Raw genomic sequence first — 17,411 nt, forward strand, 5'->3', positions numbered from 1 at the left:
GCGGGCAGGGGCCGATCACTATTGCCGGCGTGAAAATTCCCCATACACAGGGGTTAATTGCACATTCCGATGGTGACGTTGCTTTACATGCATTATGTGATGCGCTGTTAGGGGCATTAGCATTAGGGGATATCGGCCGTCATTTCCCGGACAATGATCCGCAGTATGCGGGGATTGATAGCCGCAAATTATTGGAAAATGTTTTTCTACAGGTTAAAGAGCGCGGTTATCAAATTGGAAATATAGATCTGACTATTGTTGCCGAGCAACCTAAGATGGCTACATTTATTGCGGATATGTGCATCGAAATTTCGCGACTGGTTGACACTGAAATTCAAAATGTGAATGTCAAAGCGACGACCACGGAAAAACTGGGTGCGATTGGGCGTAGTGAAGGCATTGCTACGCATGCTGTTGTTTTATTAATGAAGAAAAGCATATGACTGAAGAAGAAAAACAAGTATTTAACTTAGATTTTAATTATCTGTATGGCGCGCCACAAAGTGAAGGCGTATTTAAACAGTCATGTGAAGACTTTAACGTTGAGGAGAACCTCGGGTTCGAGTTAACGGGTGAGGGAGAGCATGTCTGTTTATGGGTGCAAAAAGTGGGTGAAAATACAGCATATCTGGCCCGAGAATTGGCCAAATTTGCAGGCATTCCGGCAAGAAACGTCAGCTACGCAGGACTTAAAGATCGTCAAGGTGATACTAAACAGTGGTTTTCATTACATATCCCCGGAAAGATAACACCTGATTTTAGTACCTTTGAAGCGCCCGGTGTGACCATTCTTAATGTTGTTCGTCATAATAAAAAGATTAAAATAGGGGCACTGGCGGGTAATACTTTTGCCATTGTTGTTCGTGACATTAGTGATAAAAGCGCAATGGAAAAAGCGCTGCTGCAGGTTCAAGGTGGGGTGCCAAATTATTTTGGTTCGCAGCGTTTTGGTTTTGACGGGCACAATGTTAATGCTGCATTATTAATGTTCCAGGGACGTAAAATTAAAGATCGTTTTAAACGCGGTATGTATTTAAGTGCTGCGCGCAGTTACTTGTTTAATCAGGTTGTGTCAGCACGTGTTAAAGATGATTTACATGATAAACCGATTCTGGGAGATTGTGTACAGTTTGTGGCTAACCGTTCATTTTTCCCGCTAACTGAACTTGACGAACAGAGCAAGCAGCGGTTGCAAAGCCGTGAAGTTTGTTTGACCGCCCCTTTGTGGGGAGCAGGCGAGCTGACTTCATTAGATGATGCAAAACAATATGAAAGTGAACAGTTAACTCCCTATCAGGAGATTCAAGCGGGGCTGGCTAAAAATGGCTTAAAGCAGGAGCGTCGTCCGCTATTATTGGTACCTGAAAAATTTTCATCAACCTGGTTGGATGATAAAACGGTCAGAGTTGAATTTTATTTACCTTCTGGTTGTTACGCAACCAGTGTGTTGCGTGAATTGATAAAGGCAAGCTAATGACCCTATTAATAAGTAATGATGATGGTGTTTATGCGCCTGGTTTAAACGCGCTATATCATGCCTTAAAAGATTCGGCTGATCTGAAAGTGGTCGCTCCTGACCGAAATCATAGTGGTGCGAGTAACGCACTAACATTAGAAAATCCATTACGTCTGCAGTATTTAGACAACGGCTTTATAGCGGTAAACGGGACGCCTACGGATTGTGTGCATTTAGCGCTGAATGAAATCTGTATGGTGGCGCCTAAATTAGTTGTGTCCGGGATTAATCATGGTGCAAATATGGGCGATGATGTGCTCTATTCGGGAACCGTTGCAGCGGCAATGGAGGGGCGATTTTTAGGACTGCCTGCTATCGCTGTTTCTTTGGCGGGCAACACGCATTTTGAGAGTGCCGCCTTTTATGCAAAGCAGCTGGTTGACAAGTTATTAGCATCGCCTTTATCGGCAGATCAAGTGCTTAATGTGAATGTCCCTGATCTTCCTTTAGAGCAGATTAAAGGCATTAAAATAACCCGCTTAGGCAAACGCCACAAAGCGGAATTGATTGAAAAAAGTATTGATCCTAGAGGTCGGGAAATCTTTTGGGTTGGTCCTCCCGGGAAAATTGCAGAAGCGGGTGACGGGACTGATTTTCATGCTATTGAAAATGGCTATGTATCAATCACCCCCCTTAAGATTGATTTAACCGCGACTGAGCAGTTATCTGACCTGACAAAATGGATAGGTAAGTGACCGGTAGAGTACTCATTCTAATGTCATAAAATATCAAAGCAGAGATCAAGTCTTGTGCAGCTAGTAATACTCTAACTTCACAATGACAGTCTGGAACTATAATAGTATTGAACGATTTTGAACTGCTTTAGCTGACCACAAAGTGGTGAAGAACAGAACGTTCTGAATAAAAATCACAACGCAGTTAGGAATGATTTTAACCAGAAGGGTGATCATCTTTTTAGTTCTTTTGGTATTAGTGTAACGTGCTTTTTTGATCAATGCTGAACTGTTCAAGTTTTGTGTTGAGGGGCTGGTTTTCTTGAGTCTATTTGTGGGCCTATATTTAGGTCTTTTTTCAGCTACGGCTTTAATGTTATTAGGAGGGTAGGGGATGCGATCTGATTCTGGAAAACAGGGTGATTTTAAAGGTTGGCGGATGATTTTTTTTAGCACCCTTTTATGCTTTGCAGCTGAGAACTAACTACCAGTGAGAATTTTACCTTTTCTTTTAGTCACTTTAGGTTTACATGGTTGTGCATCTTCATCTGGCCCTGTTCCTGTTTCCGACATAACGGGGAGCACTCACTATCGAACCGTTAAGCAGCAGACCTCGGGAATAACCGCTAAAAGCTATCAAGTGCAAAAGGGTGATACTTTATTTTCTATTTCCTGGCGGGCGAATCTTAATATTAATGATTTGGCGAAATACAATCAATTATCTGCACCCTATATTATTATGGAAGGCCAAACTTTAGATTTAACCGCCGTCAATAAGAGAAATACTATTTCAGTTAACAAGCGAACAGTAAAAAGAGCCCCCTCACCAATAAAAGACAATAAAATATCACGATCAGATCAAGTTTATAGCAAAAAAACAAAGCCCGCTATTGTACAAAAAAATCCAATCACCTATTCTCCCTCTACGATAAAAACCGATGTGAAAATAACTAAGCCTAAAAAGTCAAAGGTTAAAATAAGCCATTGGCAATGGCCTGCAAAGGGGAAATTGACCAAAACGTTCGCTTCCTCACAGACGGGAATGAAAGGGATCAGTCTCTCAAATCAGCGTGGAACGCCTGTTTATACGGCAGCGTCTGGTGAGGTTGTCTATGCAGGTGCGGGTCTTCGTGGTTTTGGTAATTTAATTATCATAAAACATAATGATGATTATTTAAGTGCTTATGCGCATAATGAGCAGCTACTAATAAGCGAAAAACAACAGGTAAAAGCAGGCCAAAAAATAGCAACAATGGGAGATAGTGGTACAGATCGAGTGCAACTGCACTTTGAAATCCGTTATCAAGGAAAGTCTATCGATCCACTGCGCTATTTACCTAAACGTTAATAGTTTACTTGATCATCATTATGTTATCAACGAAATAGCTTTCTTATGGGCAGGTGTTCATAAGTATTTATATAAAATAACAGGTTTTTGTAACAGCAGGTTAAGCTTTTTTAAAGAGGACGTGGTTATGATTAAGGATTTAAAATCAGAGATCAAAAAAATACTCCCTTTTGATCTGAATGAAAATGAAACTGTCGATGCAATTGATGATGAAGATTTTAGTGCCGCTAAGATAGCGGTTGCTAGTGAAGTAAGAAGCATGGATGCGACTCAACTTTATTTAGGTGAAATTGGTTTCTCGCCACTATTAACCGCAGAAGAAGAAGTTTATTACGCAAGGCGTTTACTACGCGGCGATCAAGTATCACGTAAACGCATGATAGAAAGTAATTTACGCCTGGTGGTGAAAATTTCCCGTCGTTATAATAATCGTGGATTATCTTTATTAGATTTAGTTGAAGAGGGTAATCTAGGACTTATTCGGGCTGTTGAAAAATTTGATCCGGAAAAAGGCTTCCGCTTTTCAACCTATGCAACCTGGTGGATACGTCAAACCATTGAACGTGCGATAATGAATCAAACCCGTACTATTCGTTTGCCTATCCATATAGTAAAAAAATTAAATGTGTATTTACGGACCGCCCGCGAATTGACCCACACTCTTACTCACGAACCAACGGCCGAAGAGATCGCTGAGGTTTTGGGGGTGTCCGCGAAAGAGGTCTCTAAGATTTTAAAACTTAATGAGCGTATTAGTTCCGTTGATATCCCCATAGGAAATAATTCTGATAAAGAATTATTGGACATTATCCCGGATCGAAAAGAGGCTTCACCGGAAAATGAACTGCAAGATGCAGATATGAAACTGCGTATTGTTAAATGGTTAGAAGACCTTAATCCTAAACAGCGTGAAGTATTAGCAAGACGGTTTGGTTTGTTAGGTTATGAAGCTGCAACCCTTGAAAATGTGGGGAAAGAGATCGGTCTGACACGCGAGCGGGTGCGGCAGATACAAGTTGAAGCACTAAAATATTTACGTGATGTGCTCTCTGAGCAGGGGTTATCAATCGAATCATTGTTTGAAGTTTAGCCTTCAAAAGCGCATTTTGCCGATAGATAGTAATCCCTCATCTTTTCAAAAGTTGTGTGTGGAAGGGGGAATCAGCAATAAAATTAGTTTATAAATAATTTGAATGCTATGTTATAGAGCGATTGATGCTAAATAGATTGAATCGGCATTGTTCTGCACACAAAAATCCAGTATTTAACAGCGCCGCTTAGCCGCAGAACAAGGATTTTGGTCGATCATAATGATGGGATGCGAAATAGCACGACGTTGGGCATCACCCCCCCTCGTGACAGAGCTGAATTTGGTTTCATATAAAAAACACCGAGCGTTTACACATTCAGTGTTTTATATACTACCAAGTGTTCCGCTAAGATATATACCCATGTTACTTCAAGATGCTTGCTGACTTTGATGGGTATAAGCTTGGAACTGCTTAAGCGAATGGCATTGGTTGTGCCATGCATTTATAATCTAAGTTGAGCCCATTCGCTTAATGAAAAATCAAGATCTAAACCCATCTCAAGCAACTCTTTTGATAATTTTTGCTGTGCTTTAATCGCTTCAATTTCACGCCATTTTCTTACTTTCGGAATTTTTTTCTTAGCCGTAAAAAAAAGAGCATCATCGGCAAACATATCAGTATCAGTCTTGCTGTATTGCATATTATTTTCCTTGGTTTCACGGCAGAAAAATTCTGCGTAGCGATACAATAAGGAATTATTGTTGCAACTTTATGACATGAAAAAAAGTTTTTGATTTTTTTTCAACCATGAAGTCATCGGCAAGGTTATTCATCAGACGCAAAGAATTCCTGATAAAAAGTGAGAGTTACTTGATTAAGCATCTGTTTAAACTAAGCTTTGTTGATGCAGAAAATCACTTCTGTATCAATATTGGTTGAGGTATAGATGACACAAAGACCTCGATTTTGATGAAAATGGATGCTGTTGAAAGGTTTTATATGGAAATTAAACATAATAATTATCGTGGTTTTACATTCATTGAGTTATTGGTTTCTCTAACGGCAATTCTGACTCTGGTCGCAGCCGGCATCAGTAATTACGGGTCTCTCTTTGCACAGCAGGCTTTAATACAAAAAACTGAACATCTGTATCACTTTTTACGTTTAGCGCAGACTCAGGCTATTAAGGATAACGCTCAGATTTACGTGCATTTTTGTCAGGACACAAATCCTGATATTTGGAAGATGGCAATGTCGAATAGTTCTGCCGCCGATTCGTGTTCGTTAAACGGCAATAATAAAGTTGAACAGTTAACCGATGGTCAAAATCTGTTTGCCACGATAAATTTTGGCAGTAACCCTGCCTCCTACAAGCCCATGAGATTCCACGCTAATCCTGGTAATGTGACCTTGAGTAATAGTAATGGAGACACATTAAAAGTGATTCAGTCGAGCATGCGTTTAAGGGTCTGTTCCCCCGGTAGCGCACAATTAGGATATAACCAATGTTAACTAAAAAAAAAGGATATTCATTAGTTGAACTCATGTTGGCTTTATTGCTTGGCTCAGTATTATTAGCGATGGTTATTGGCCTGTACGTCACCAGTGTTTCCTCCGGTGCCAAAAGTTTAAAATATTCACGGTTACGCACTGATTTGCAGTCCATTATGTCAATGATGGAAGCTGATGTCAGGCGAGCCGGATACGGAGGCGGTGATTTTTTAGTGGGGAATGGAGGAACTAAAGTGGTTGATTCACTCACTAGCGGTAGCTCAAGCTGCCTCATTTATTCTTATGAAGATGATAACGAAAGCCATGCGGCACCTACATACAGGAAGGGTTTCAGGTTGTCCAATAATGAGATTCAATATGGCAGTAACGACGTTACCCCTATTGATCCCCTTGTCGCTAATTGTTATTCAGCAGTAGGTGGTTGGGAAGGGCTTTCAGATAAAAACTTTATAAAAATAACCGAGCTGATTTTTACTGAATCAGTTGTTCCAACTGCAGCGGCAAGCATACGTTCCGTGGCAATTCATCTGTCTGGCGAGTTGGCCGCCGATAGCAATTATAAGCATACCATCAACACAAGGGTACAAGTCCGAAATATTGAGTTCTGACCTTTCGAATTAGCGTTTGCTTATTCGATAATCATATCGCCTGCTAATAAAAGGATAATAAAATGTATCAGTTAATTTTTTATGTACCGGCTTCACATTTAGGAAGCGTAAAAAGCGCCTTATTTGCGGCAGGAGCCGGGCGGATTGGGAATTATGATTATTGTTCATGGCAAAGCCTGGGTGAGGGCCAATTTCGTCCTCTTGCTGATAGTCATGCTTTTATTGGCACAAAAGATGAGATGACAAAAATAGCCGAATATAAAGTTGAAATGGTCTGCTCTGCAGAGAACATTAAATCGGCCTTACAAGCATTAATCACCTCTCATCCCTATGAGACGCCCGCGTACGGCGTTCTGGAAATAAAAACAGTGGAAAATTTTAATTTTCAGCCTGAACAGCTTGCTCTAGTGACTGCTGAATAAGCATTTACTGGGTTCATTAAATACTTTTATAAATGCTCTTCTGTTTTTGGTTGAGCAACTTTTAACTTGATAAATGCAATCGCTTGTTCATTTAAGCTGGATTTTGAGAGGTAATTTTTAGCACCGTCTTTTAAAAAAAGCATTAACCCTTTCGGCGTTTCAACCTCGTGTTTAACCTCATCCCAGAGCAGTTCATTGTTATTATATAAACTTTCTGTTTTTATACTTTGTTCGCTGATCGTTAAGGTAATAGTATTATGAGAATTCTTGCTCCACATTTGTCTCATTAACCACCATGCACGGCGGTAACGAAAACTGAAATATTCAACAAAAGAGAGAGAAACTATAAACAAACCCACTGTTTTTTGTTGGTCAGAAAATAGAATAATCGCACCACCTGCAAAAACAAGAAAGGCCATCAATTTATATCTCGGAGTCGGTTTCCCCCCTAACAATAATGATTGATCAAAACATTCTTCAAAATGTTCACGATTGAGCACAAATTTTGATTGGAATAACATAATGAGACCTTAATAGAGAATAGCCGACAAATTATATAAGATAATTGTCTATGGTGTTGTAATAAATTTGTTAGTTTATCGATTGGAGCGTTCTGAGCTGTTTTGCGAAGTTAATCGGTAAAGTGAATTTTTTCTTCTAAGCTATGGCTTTATTCTCACTGTTCATCACTCTGTGAAATGCTAATATAGTGCAACTTGCGATATTTACAGATGGAAATCAATATGAAAAAAGAAACACAAATTGTATGTCTAGGACGTAATAAAAAATGGACAAAAGGGGTGGTTAATCCTCCGGTGGTGCGTGCTTCGACTATGTTGTTTGATACGATGGAAGATATGCGTTTTGCCAACAAAAATAAAAACAATGGCGAAATGTTTTATGGGCGTCGTGGCGGACCGACTCACTTTGCTTTTCAAGAGGCTATTGCTGAACTTGAAGGCGGTGCAGGTACTGCCTTATATCCTTCTGGTACCGCTGCGATTAGCAGTGCATTAATGTCTTTTTTAAAAGCGGGCGATCATTTATTGATGCTTGATAACGCTTACGAACCTACCCGTGCTTTATGTGATACTTTACTGACCGGTTTTGGTATCGAGACGACTTATTATGACCCGTTAATTGGTGCGGGGATCAGTGAGCTAATTCAGCCTAATACCAAGGTATTATTTCTTGAATCACCGGGTTCAATCACCATGGAAGTCCAAGATGTACCCACATTAAGCCGTATTGCCCATGAAAATAATATGATCGTCATGTTAGATAATACTTGGGCTTCTCCTATCAATTCACGTCCCTTTGAAATGGGCGTTGATATCTCCATTCAGGCGGCGACTAAATATATTGTGGGGCATTCCGATGTCATGATGGGCACTGCCACGGCGAATAGTGAGTATTGGCCAACGCTGCGTGAACACAGTTATTTATTGGGTCAATGTACTTCGCCTGACGATGTTTACCTAGCCAGCCGTGGATTACGTACTTTAGGTATACGTATGGCGCAACATGAAAAAAATGCGCTCACTATTGCCAATTGGTTAGCAACTCGCCCTGAAGTTGATCACCTGCGTCACCCGGCTTTCGAAACCTGTCCGGGTCATGAATTCTTTAAACGCGATTTTAGCGGCAGTAATGGTTTATTTTCATTTGTTTTAAAAGAAGGTAATTTAAAATCGGTGACCGCTTTAGTCGAGAATATGGATTATTTTAAAATGGGCTTTTCATGGGGCGGTTTTGAAAGTCTTATTCTGGGCGTCTTTGGTATTGATAAAATACGAACTGCCACCAAGTGGGATGCAAGCAAACCATTAATTCGCCTGCATGTTGGTCTGGAAAATGTCGATGATCTGATTGCTGATTTAGAAGCCGGATTTGAACGAATGAATAAAGTATTAGGTAAATAACCTCAATATTACCTGCCGGTAACTAAGCTCAATATTACCTGCCGGTAACTAAGGGATCATTTCTCTTTTCCTTGCTTGTTGATTCCTACAACCGCAAGATATGCGCAGTTTAACCAAATGCGCATATCTTATTAATAATACTCAATCCCTTTTTTTATTACTCTTTCCCGCCGGTTAAATGAATTAACCTATTATCGGCTAAATAGCTATTATCAACAAATTGCAGTTTGTTATAACGGATCATTTCACGTAAACCATCGATATAAGCCTGACCACGTTCGGAATACTTATTCAATGTTCCTGCTAATTTAAGACCGCTAATTGTTTCATTCTCAGCGCGCAGCTGTGCACGTAGCGTACGTAATTTATTATAAGCGTTATTGGTATTGAGATTAAGCATATAACCTTCCACGGACGCCAGCGGACTGTCAAAACGCGCTACGCCATAATTTCCCAGCGCTTTACGTTGCTGTTTAGGTTTCATGCCGTTACCACTGAAATCCCATTGGCCAAAAAAAGCATTACCTTCTTTTGCGAAACGGGAGGTACCCCAGCCACTTTCTTCGGCTGCCTGTGCAAGTGCAAGGGAGGGCGGTAAAATATCAACTTTATTCAATAACGTCTGACGCATCGTGGTGGTTATTCGGTTTTTTTTGTTTTTTATCAAACGATATTTAAGGGCAATTTTTTTTAGTTGAGGTGAATTTAACGGATCGTGTTTAACTGTTTCCCGCTCACGGATAATATTTTCATTGGCCATTAAAATCAGGGGTGCCATCAGGCGGAAAAAGAATGATTTTTTAGTTTCGACAGGGAGGTTCTTCGAATCTTTTTGCCAATTATCAGTCACTTTTTCAAAGGTGATACGGGGCAATTTCTGCTTACCGTTTTCCCAGCTCTCACTGCTATACTGGTATTTATCAAATAATGCATCCAATTCCTGCAGTGAAGCAATGCTGACTTCAATGGGCCCCTTCTGCACCGGTTTTATGTTAACAATCGCATCTGGCGTTTTTATTTTTGGTGTTATCTGAGGTTTTTGTGGTGTTGAGCATCCGCTTATAATGAGCGTTATGGCGAAGGCTAATAGGCATGTGATGTGATAAAAGTGTTTTTTCATGTGGGCTGTTCCTAAGGATAATTGAGGTTATATTTTGCTAATGCGCTTAATCCTTCAAACGGCTTGCTGGTTATTTGAGCTTTTATTTAAATAATGAGGGGAAATTTTAGCTTTTATTTAAGTAATAAGGGGTGATTTTAGTCGATCTTTGTGCACTGTGGCAGACTTTTATATTGCTTGAACATGTAAAGATACGGTATTCGCGGATAGGATTATGCTAGTTGGCAATGAAAACCGGCACGCATATTTTAAGTCGTTTTTTAAGAGGGAGCTTAGTTACCCCGAAAGACTCCGTCCCCAATGCCGAAGATAACCTGCTGGCCTTTTGCTTAAAGAGAGGAAATTTAATCCCACAGAAAGATGCGAAAGTGTTTTCGGCAGACTGATTCATAACTTTCATTGCCGCCAATTTCAACCTGTGCTCCTTTGAAGATAGGCTTACCCTGTTTATCCAGTCGTAACACCATATTAGCTTTACGGCCACAGTGGCAGATGGTTTTTAACTCAACCAGTTTATCGGCCCAAGCCAGCAGATAGTGGCTACCGGTAAACAATTCACCTTGAAAATCGGTTTTAATACCGTAACACAAAACAGGAATTGATAATTTATCGACGATCCAGGTTAACTGTTTCACCTGCTCTTTAGTGAGAAATTGTGCTTCATCAATTAGAATACAATGCTGATGCTCTGCCCGATCAGCTATCTCTATCATCAGCGCCAAATTATCATCGCCACAGAACATCTGCGCGTCACACTCAATCCCTAGTCTCGACGCTACTTTTCCCACGCCGGCACGATTATCAATGCTGGGTGTCATTACTAAGCACTGCATGCCACGCTCCCGGTAGTTATAGGCGGATTGCAATAGAGAGGTTGATTTACCGGCATTCATGGTCGAATGGTAAAAATAGAGCTGCGCCACGGAGAGCTTCCTTATTGGGGGGAGACAAATAAAGTATAAAGAAGCGTCATTGCAGATGATAGCACGCTTTTTTTATCCATTTTTCTATTGTTTGTTAATGCATCGCAAAATTAATGGCGCTGATAATAACATTCTGTCGGTTGAATTGATTGTTTATTTTACAGTGATCACCGGCAGTTCAGAGCGTTTTTTTTGCTATGGCTCCCCCTTGTGTTGTTGTTCAATGAAGGCATAATATGGCTATCTTCAACAAACGGGAAACGCATAGTGGAACTGTTACAACTTGAACATTTTGGAAAAACATTAAGGCTCGAGGGCTCCCTTGCAGGGTGGCAAGAGCTGTATTGGGGGGATAGTTTAGTCTCACAGTTAAGCGCAACAGAAAATAGAGACGCCAAATCGACTCATCATTTTGAACTATCCCAGCAAGTACCTCAGACAACAGAGTCTGAAGAACAGGCACCGCAAACAATAAAATGTCAGCTCGCTATTGACTTAAGTTGGCAGCCCTTCGCTATTGAGTATCAGTTCATTATAGATGGCAGTGTGATCGATAAGGGGAGCCGTAACAGTAAAGATATCGAGCAGCAAGTGCCGATAAAAAAAGCGCCGATTAAAAAGAAATTTAGCTCGGTTGGAATGCTGTCATTGGGTCTTAAATTATTCAAAAGTGCTAAGTTATTTAAAGTGATCCTTGCCGGTGGTAGCCTGGCTGCCTATAGCTGGTTTTTCTCCTGGCAATTTGCGCTGTCATTAATCGCTTGCCTGGTTTTTCATGAGTATGGCCATATTCGTGCTATGCAGTATTTTTCTATGAAAACCAAGGGTATTTACCTGATCCCTTTTTTTGGCGGACTGGCCGTTAGCGATGATAAAATCAATACCCGCTGGCAGGACGTGGTTATCTCCATTATGGGGCCCACCTTTGGATTGTTTCTGTCGCTTGCCTGTCTGCTGCTTTATTGGTCTACCGATATTGTTTTTTTTGCCGGACTCGCTGTTTTTAACAGTCTATTAAATCTGTTTAACTTGTTGCCCATTTTACCACTGGATGGCGGGCATATTCTAAAAAGCATCAGCTTTTCAATCAATAGCAAAATCGGATTAGTTGCTTGTATGCTAGCCGCTGCGTTAGGTGTGTTCATCAGTTATAGTTTAGGGCTGGCGTTATTAGGCTTTTTGTTAATCATTGGCAGTGTCGAAATTCTTATCGAGTGGCGTGGTCGTCATCAAAGTCACCTGCTGCCACTGGATCGTTACGGGCAAATTTTTTCAACGGCCTGGTATCTGCTAACCGTTGCCGCTTTTGTGGCTATCATTATCTATTTTGCCGATTCGCCTGAACATATTTTGGCATTACCGATGAAGATCTTAGGAAGTTAGGTAGCTAGTTGCGCAAAAGAGTCGATCTGCATTAAAACAGATCGGCTTTTTTATTACCTTATAAGTCGTGCAAAAAAGCAAGCAGTGCTCGGCGTTGGGTTTTATCAAGTTTTAACAGGGCCAATTTACTTGTCTGCGCTTCGCCACCGTGCCAGAGAACGGCTTCCAAAATTGTTCTGGCACGACCATCATGTAAAAAAGTAGCGTTAGGATCAACTGTCTGTGCTAAACCAATTCCCCATAGAGGAGGGGTTCGCCATTCGTTTGCCTGCGCCAAAAACTCCACTGCTATTTCGCCATCGACGGTGTTACTGTGCTTGTCAAAATCAGTTAACGCTGTCCCCATATCATGTAATAACAGGTCACTGTAGGGATAAATTTTTTGCTCGGAGAGTTCACTAAACTGCTCACTTTTTTGGGTTGTATAACTTTCAGTGTGGCATTGTCCGCAACCAATTTCATTGAAAATTTGTTTGCCCTGTAAAACCTGTGGCGCATAGGCGTTGCGGCGTATAGGGACAGCGAGATGATGAGCATAAAAAGTGACCTTGTCGAGGATCCGCGTTGACACCTCAAATTCTTCCGGCGTATTGTTATGATGACTATTACCATTTTTTGCATTAAGACAATCAGATTGCGTGCTCAAACAGTTTTCGATGGGGGCGAAATCACTGGTGATCCCCATATCACCTAAAAAAGCGCCTGCCGCCTGCTGCCTTAAGCTTGGCTGTCCGGCTTTCCAGCCAAAACGGCCTAAGGTGACAGCTTGCGCTGCGATTGACCAAACTTGATTGGCTTTACCGGAGATACCATTCTGATTAGCATCATCAATATCCTGTTTGGCCAAAATATTCTGCTCATTAATCAGCGCCAGTAAACCCAGACCAATCATCGCCGGGGCAACGCGCGCAGAAAGAACAGTATCTTGACCAATCTCACAGTTTGTAGCTTTAACATGCCAAATAGGATCGCGCAGCTCAATAGTTTCCCCATCGGCAAAATTAACCGTCTTATAGCGGTAACTCACCCGTTGGCTCGCTTCATTTGTAACAGCAAATACCGCTTTGTGCTGCAGTTGTCCGCCAATACAGGCATCGCCAACATTCGCTTGCAATGATTGTTCGATGCGCGCTGTTTGCGCTGTTGTCAGTTCACTTTTGGAGGCGCGAATTAACAGCGTGGAAAAATCATCCCCTAATTGCCCCTTTGCTGCTTGTGATGCATGTCCTCGCCCATCACGGACATGACAATTTTGACAGGCATTACTGTTAAAAAGGGGACCCAATCCATCTTGAGAGCTGACGGAACCTGCACTTTGTGCCCAAGGCTCTTCAAAAAATTTATTGCCGCCGTTAAAGGTTAAAATATTTTTGGCCCTGGTCATATTAGTCGAATGCATCGAAAAGGCCGAGGCCATGTTGTTGTCCACGCTGGCTGTACCACCCGCTAGATGCTGATTTTTATCCAGCGCTAAACTATTACAAGAAAGACCGGAAAGCAGCGCTGATAAGAGAAAAATATTTTTGTTAATCATAAAGTGAGCCGCTATTGTAAGAAAAATTTATAGGGTGGAATCTGTCTGCAGGCGGATTAGTCACCGTCACCGGAAATAATCAGAGCAGGCAGAGAAAATAACGCCTGCAGATCATTAAAGGCGAATTGTAAATCGACCAATTGATAGACGGCGTTAAAGGCGGCGGTGCGTTGCGGAGCCGTTTTTGCTTGACCTATTATCTGGTCAAAACGAATCGGATTGTTAATACGCTCGCCGGCATCAAAAACAATTTTCATGTTTTTTTCAATATTATTGAATTGATCATCAAACTGCTTAAAAATAGCCGGGCTTTGCTGGTGGATATAATCACCCAGACTGGCACCGCTAATATATTGACCGGCAGTAGTTTGATAACCGCCGTAAAAGGCATTACGAATAGCTTGAAAATTATAATAAATAGCAACATGGCTGAGATCGCTAAAGCAATCATGCTCCTGTTCGGGATCTAATCCGTCTAATCCTTCATTCATACGTGCGGAAGCCAGTTCATCGGTTGCCATACTTTTCATCGCAAATAGAATGTAACGAATCCCATCACTGGAAGCTAAAAAGTTATACGCCAAAGTGCCTTGTTGCGTGCTTGCCGTTGCACTCCACTGATCACGCATCTCTTGTAAATCCGCAACCAACAATTGGCTGGCAGCTTGTAAATAGGCACGTCTGCGATCACAGTTATTGACGCTGCATTTGCCGCTAAGATCGGTCTGAAAATCATTAACGTTACGTTGCCCCGCACCCGCGTTGGTGCCATTAAGATCCTGTCCCCAAAGCAAAAATTCAATCGCATGGAAGCCAGTTGTCACATTGGCTTCTCCCCCCGCACCATTTTGGGCAATTAAATAATCGGAGTTAATAGCAGGGCCGTTGTTTTTATTAATAATACCTGCGTTAGGATTCCCTTGAACATAATCGATCGCCTGCTCATCTAACGGCCAGGCATTAACCTGTCCTTCCCACTGATCAACGCTTGCCGGTCCGCCATCTTTATCAAGTCCTGCAGTAATAGTAATATCGGTATCCCAACGCATAATTTCTGTTTGCTGGTAGGGGATACGCGCTAATTTATAGGCGGCTTTGGTTCGCAGTAATTGCTGTTCGTTTGGATTGGCCAGCAATTTTTCGATATTACTTTGTAAGTGTAGGACACTGTTAAGTGAATCTTCATAGGCTGCATAGGCCATTTTTACATAGTTGGCTTTAACCTCAGACTCACTAACCTGTGTTGAACTCGCGGTACGATGCTCGACTTTATCTGCAAATGCAGCAAAGGCGGTTGAGCAGAAAAAGGTCAGCATGACCGTGATGATTAGATTTTTTTTTAACATAAAGTTAATACTCAGTTGATTCAATTCTTAAATGCGAATACTATTGATTATCATTATCAAAAGCAAGCGCTTTATTTTCGGGGATTAAATTGTGTGGGAAGGGTTAGAGGGCGTAATGAAACCGCTATTTTTTATATTCGATCCCAATAAAAGGGTTTATTGGTTATATCTGTTATCTGCTTTAATCCTGGCGATATGGTTTTACGGGGCATTGATTTTTAAAAAGCAGCACTGGATTAATCGCTCATCAGTTGTGGATCTTGTGTGGATTTTTGTCAATCAGGGGGGGACAAAACTATTGCTTGTGCCGATGCTGGCGATGCAGATAAGTTTCATTTTATGGCTTAATCAAATAATCAAACCGCTTTTTGGAGAGGGGAATTGGTTTTATGTCAATGAGAGTTATTTATCATTAGGTTTTGCATTTATATTATTTATAAGCCACGATTTTTCCAAATATCTGCTCCATTTAGCGCAGCATAAAGTGTCTTTTCTGTGGCGTTTTCATGCTGTACATCATAGTGCAACAAGCATGACACCCTTAACGCTATACCGTATTCATCCCGTTGAATTTATTATCAATGCACTGCGCAGTCTGATGGTGAACGTATTACTCAGTGTTTGTTTTATTTACCTGTTTAAAAATAATATCACCGTGCTTGATCTGCTCGGGGTTAATCTATTTGTTTTTTTATTTAATGTCGCAGGCAGTAATTTACGCCACAGTCATATTTGGCTGGGATTTGGCAAGTGGGAGCGATTTTTTATCAGCCCCGCCCAGCATCAAATTCATCACAGTGCCAAAATTAAGCACTTTAATAAAAATTTTGGTTCCACCTTAGCGATTTGGGATGCGCTGTTTAACAGTTTATTATTAAGTAAAAATGAGCAGGTTAAGGGATTTGGTCTGGATCAAAAATTTAAAAACAGGCAAACATTAAAGCAGCAGTGGTCGGGTATTGTGTACTAAAGTAGAAGCGTCATTATTTGCCGAATAAAGAACAAAAGTGTCAATGGACACTTTTGTTAAACTATGTAGCGCAGTGCTTATAGTTATTTTTTAATGGTTAAGCCGGGTGTAAATGCTGATACACGACGGTTTAATGCTCGTCCTTCCTTGGTTGCATTACTTGCTTTTGGCGCTAGTTCGCCACGACCACTTTCCTTGATGCGGCTTTTATCAATAGCAAAGTGAGTTGCCAAGTAATCAGCAACTAATGCGGCACGCTGTTCAGATAACTTTTGATTGTAAGCTTCCGGACCGCTGCTATCGGTATGACCGATAACGATTAACTCAGCTTCCGGGTAGTTAATGAGCTGTTGCGCAATGGGTTGTAATTGGTCTATATATTTAGGCGCTAACAGATTACTATCAAACGCAAAGGGTATTTCAACGGTCAGCGGCTTAATGTTGATCATTTTTTGTGGTTCTGCAGCCATCACAACAGCGGCTTCGATCGGTACGATTGCTACCGGTGCAGGTGCACCCCAGCTATAAACCAGACTGACACCATAAAAATGCGTATTCCAGTTAGTATTGATTCCTGAATTGTTAATATCCAGATCATGATAGTATTGATACTCAAGGCGTGTAGAGACGTTTTTACTGAAAAAATATTCTACGCCAGCTCCTGTCGTTGGAATAAGTCCTCTATCGTGAGAAGCACTAAACTGACCTTGACCATCAGCAAAATAGTAAAATCCCCCGGCCTTAGCAAAGACAGAAAGGGAATCTGTTGCTTGCCAAGTGAATTTACTCACAATATCGACGCCTTGTTGTTCGACGGAGTTATTGTTACCAAATTCAGCTTCACCCAGGTAGGTGTAACCTGTTTCAACAGCAAACCATGATTTGTAGTTATAACCCAGAAAAATACCACCCGCAAGATCATTCTGATCTTGATTCTCAGGATTCCAGTTGTTATTCGTAAAATCGCTATAGTGAGCGCCACCTAAACGGGCACCTGCATACCAAGGGTTATCAGATGCCGCAGTTACAGCACCGGAGACCAGTAATGCCAATGGCAGTATATAATTCATTTTAGACACAGTTATATCCTTTTAGTTGTTAT

The 17,411-nt window shown here is 41.2% G+C and carries 18 protein-coding genes; 11 read left to right on the plus strand and 7 right to left on the minus strand.

Features of this window, described 5'->3' with window-relative positions:
• The 5 genes from ispF to rpoS all read left to right on the plus strand — a co-directional run.
• The coding region (gene ispF / locus CXF72_RS05665) for a 2-C-methyl-D-erythritol 2,4-cyclodiphosphate synthase (protein ID WP_101037579.1) at window positions 1-443 on the plus strand (443 nt) is incomplete at its 5' end.
• Window positions 440-1,474 (plus strand): tRNA pseudouridine(13) synthase TruD, encoded by a 1,035-nt coding sequence (gene truD / locus CXF72_RS05670; RefSeq protein ID WP_101037581.1) that lies wholly within the window; start codon window positions 440-442, stop codon window positions 1,472-1,474. The genes ispF and truD, both read left to right, overlap by 4 nt.
• Window positions 1,474-2,211 carry a 5'/3'-nucleotidase SurE gene (surE, locus tag CXF72_RS05675; RefSeq protein WP_101037583.1) on the plus strand — a complete coding sequence of 246 codons (738 nt, stop codon included), beginning with the start codon at window positions 1,474-1,476 and terminating at the stop codon, window positions 2,209-2,211. The genes truD and surE overlap by 1 nt, the downstream gene beginning before the upstream one ends.
• Before the next feature lie 469 nt (window positions 2,212-2,680).
• Entirely contained in the window at window positions 2,681-3,538 is an 858-nt protein-coding gene (locus CXF72_RS05680; protein WP_101037585.1) for a peptidoglycan DD-metalloendopeptidase family protein, read from the plus strand.
• A gap of 127 nt (window positions 3,539-3,665) precedes the next feature.
• A complete protein-coding gene (gene rpoS / locus CXF72_RS05685) occupies window positions 3,666-4,628 on the plus strand; it encodes an RNA polymerase sigma factor RpoS (protein WP_101037587.1) in 963 nt (320 codons plus the stop codon).
• Between the two features lie 443 nt (window positions 4,629-5,071).
• On the opposite strand, the gene CXF72_RS05690 is transcribed toward rpoS, so the two are convergent.
• Window positions 5,072-5,269, minus strand: coding sequence for a DUF3545 family protein (locus CXF72_RS05690; RefSeq protein WP_101037589.1), 198 nt, complete (start codon window positions 5,267-5,269; stop codon window positions 5,072-5,074).
• 299 nt (window positions 5,270-5,568) lie between these two features.
• Between CXF72_RS05690 and CXF72_RS05695 the strand changes: the two genes are divergently transcribed.
• From CXF72_RS05695 to CXF72_RS05705, 3 genes are all read left to right on the plus strand, one after another.
• On the plus strand, window positions 5,569-6,081 hold the full coding sequence (locus tag CXF72_RS05695) for a GspH/FimT family pseudopilin (RefSeq protein WP_232784892.1): 513 nt from the start codon (window positions 5,569-5,571) through the stop codon (window positions 6,079-6,081).
• Window positions 6,075-6,689: a prepilin-type N-terminal cleavage/methylation domain-containing protein gene (locus CXF72_RS05700; RefSeq protein WP_101037592.1), complete on the plus strand. Its 615-nt coding sequence runs from the start codon at window positions 6,075-6,077 to the stop codon at window positions 6,687-6,689. Before CXF72_RS05695 ends, CXF72_RS05700 begins: the two co-directional genes overlap by 7 nt.
• Before the next feature lie 62 nt (window positions 6,690-6,751).
• Window positions 6,752-7,111 (plus strand): NGG1p interacting factor NIF3, encoded by a 360-nt coding sequence (locus tag CXF72_RS05705; RefSeq protein ID WP_101037594.1) that lies wholly within the window; start codon window positions 6,752-6,754, stop codon window positions 7,109-7,111.
• A 26-nt stretch (window positions 7,112-7,137) separates the two neighbouring features.
• Here the strand turns inward: CXF72_RS05705 and CXF72_RS05710 are convergent, their stop codons facing one another.
• The gene (locus tag CXF72_RS05710; protein ID WP_101037596.1) at window positions 7,138-7,632 is read right to left on the minus strand and encodes a YcxB family protein; all 495 of its coding nucleotides are present in this window, start codon (window positions 7,630-7,632) and stop codon (window positions 7,138-7,140) included.
• 222 nt (window positions 7,633-7,854) lie between these two features.
• Here CXF72_RS05710 and CXF72_RS05715 point away from each other — a divergent pair, with 222 nt between their 5' ends.
• Entirely contained in the window at window positions 7,855-9,033 is a 1,179-nt protein-coding gene (locus tag CXF72_RS05715) for a cystathionine beta-lyase (protein ID WP_101037598.1), read from the plus strand.
• Window positions 9,034-9,190: 157 nt separating this feature from the next.
• On the opposite strand, the gene CXF72_RS05720 is transcribed toward CXF72_RS05715, so the two are convergent.
• The gene (locus CXF72_RS05720; protein ID WP_101037600.1) at window positions 9,191-10,153 is read right to left on the minus strand and encodes a glucosaminidase domain-containing protein; all 963 of its coding nucleotides are present in this window, start codon (window positions 10,151-10,153) and stop codon (window positions 9,191-9,193) included.
• 344 nt (window positions 10,154-10,497) lie between these two features.
• Window positions 10,498-11,076, minus strand: coding sequence for a thymidine kinase (locus CXF72_RS05725; RefSeq protein WP_101037602.1), 579 nt, complete (start codon window positions 11,074-11,076; stop codon window positions 10,498-10,500).
• 267 nt (window positions 11,077-11,343) lie between these two features.
• Between CXF72_RS05725 and CXF72_RS05735 the strand changes: the two genes are divergently transcribed.
• The gene (locus CXF72_RS05735; RefSeq protein WP_101037606.1) at window positions 11,344-12,459 is read left to right on the plus strand and encodes a site-2 protease family protein; all 1,116 of its coding nucleotides are present in this window, start codon (window positions 11,344-11,346) and stop codon (window positions 12,457-12,459) included.
• Window positions 12,460-12,517: 58 nt separating this feature from the next.
• Here CXF72_RS05735 and CXF72_RS05740 read toward each other — a convergent pair whose 3' ends face one another.
• Window positions 12,518-13,993, minus strand: a complete 1,476-nt coding sequence (locus CXF72_RS05740; protein WP_198552518.1) for a di-heme oxidoreductase family protein — start codon at window positions 13,991-13,993, stop codon at window positions 12,518-12,520.
• A 56-nt stretch (window positions 13,994-14,049) separates the two neighbouring features.
• Window positions 14,050-15,339, minus strand: coding sequence for an imelysin family protein (locus CXF72_RS05745; protein ID WP_101037608.1), 1,290 nt, complete (start codon window positions 15,337-15,339; stop codon window positions 14,050-14,052).
• A gap of 115 nt (window positions 15,340-15,454) precedes the next feature.
• Between CXF72_RS05745 and CXF72_RS05750 the strand changes: the two genes are divergently transcribed.
• A complete protein-coding gene (locus tag CXF72_RS05750) occupies window positions 15,455-16,309 on the plus strand; it encodes a sterol desaturase family protein (protein WP_101037610.1) in 855 nt (284 codons plus the stop codon).
• Window positions 16,310-16,392: 83 nt separating this feature from the next.
• Here the strand turns inward: CXF72_RS05750 and CXF72_RS05755 are convergent, their stop codons facing one another.
• The gene (locus CXF72_RS05755) at window positions 16,393-17,379 is read right to left on the minus strand and encodes an OmpA family protein (RefSeq protein WP_232784894.1); all 987 of its coding nucleotides are present in this window, start codon (window positions 17,377-17,379) and stop codon (window positions 16,393-16,395) included.
• Window positions 17,380-17,411 lie beyond the last annotated feature (32 nt).

Source organism: Psychromonas sp. MB-3u-54 (genome assembly GCF_002836415.1).
Classification (GTDB): Bacteria; Pseudomonadota; Gammaproteobacteria; order Enterobacterales; family Psychromonadaceae; genus Psychromonas.

Bases quoted from the DNA above. Each gene is read 5' to 3' on its own strand.
- rpoS (WP_101037587.1), top strand. From the start codon at position 3,666: ATGATTAAGGATTTAAAATCAGAGATCAAAAAAATACTCCCTTTTGAT.
- truD (WP_101037581.1), top strand. From the start codon at position 440: ATGACTGAAGAAGAAAAACAAGTATTTAACTTAGATTTTAATTATCTG.
- CXF72_RS05700 (WP_101037592.1), top strand. From the start codon at position 6,075: ATGTTAACTAAAAAAAAAGGATATTCATTAGTTGAACTCATGTTGGCT.
- surE (WP_101037583.1), top strand. From the start codon at position 1,474: ATGACCCTATTAATAAGTAATGATGATGGTGTTTATGCGCCTGGTTTA.
- CXF72_RS05740 (WP_198552518.1), bottom strand. From the start codon at position 13,993: ATGATTAACAAAAATATTTTTCTCTTATCAGCGCTGCTTTCCGGTCTT.
- CXF72_RS05745 (WP_101037608.1), bottom strand. From the start codon at position 15,339: ATGTTAAAAAAAAATCTAATCATCACGGTCATGCTGACCTTTTTCTGC.
- CXF72_RS05695 (WP_232784892.1), top strand. From the start codon at position 5,569: ATGGAAATTAAACATAATAATTATCGTGGTTTTACATTCATTGAGTTA.
- CXF72_RS05715 (WP_101037598.1), top strand. From the start codon at position 7,855: ATGAAAAAAGAAACACAAATTGTATGTCTAGGACGTAATAAAAAATGG.
- CXF72_RS05755 (WP_232784894.1), bottom strand. From the start codon at position 17,379: ATGAATTATATACTGCCATTGGCATTACTGGTCTCCGGTGCTGTAACT.
- CXF72_RS05720 (WP_101037600.1), bottom strand. From the start codon at position 10,153: ATGAAAAAACACTTTTATCACATCACATGCCTATTAGCCTTCGCCATA.
- CXF72_RS05750 (WP_101037610.1), top strand. From the start codon at position 15,455: ATGAAACCGCTATTTTTTATATTCGATCCCAATAAAAGGGTTTATTGG.
- CXF72_RS05705 (WP_101037594.1), top strand. From the start codon at position 6,752: ATGTATCAGTTAATTTTTTATGTACCGGCTTCACATTTAGGAAGCGTA.
- CXF72_RS05710 (WP_101037596.1), bottom strand. From the start codon at position 7,632: ATGTTATTCCAATCAAAATTTGTGCTCAATCGTGAACATTTTGAAGAA.
- CXF72_RS05690 (WP_101037589.1), bottom strand. From the start codon at position 5,269: ATGCAATACAGCAAGACTGATACTGATATGTTTGCCGATGATGCTCTT.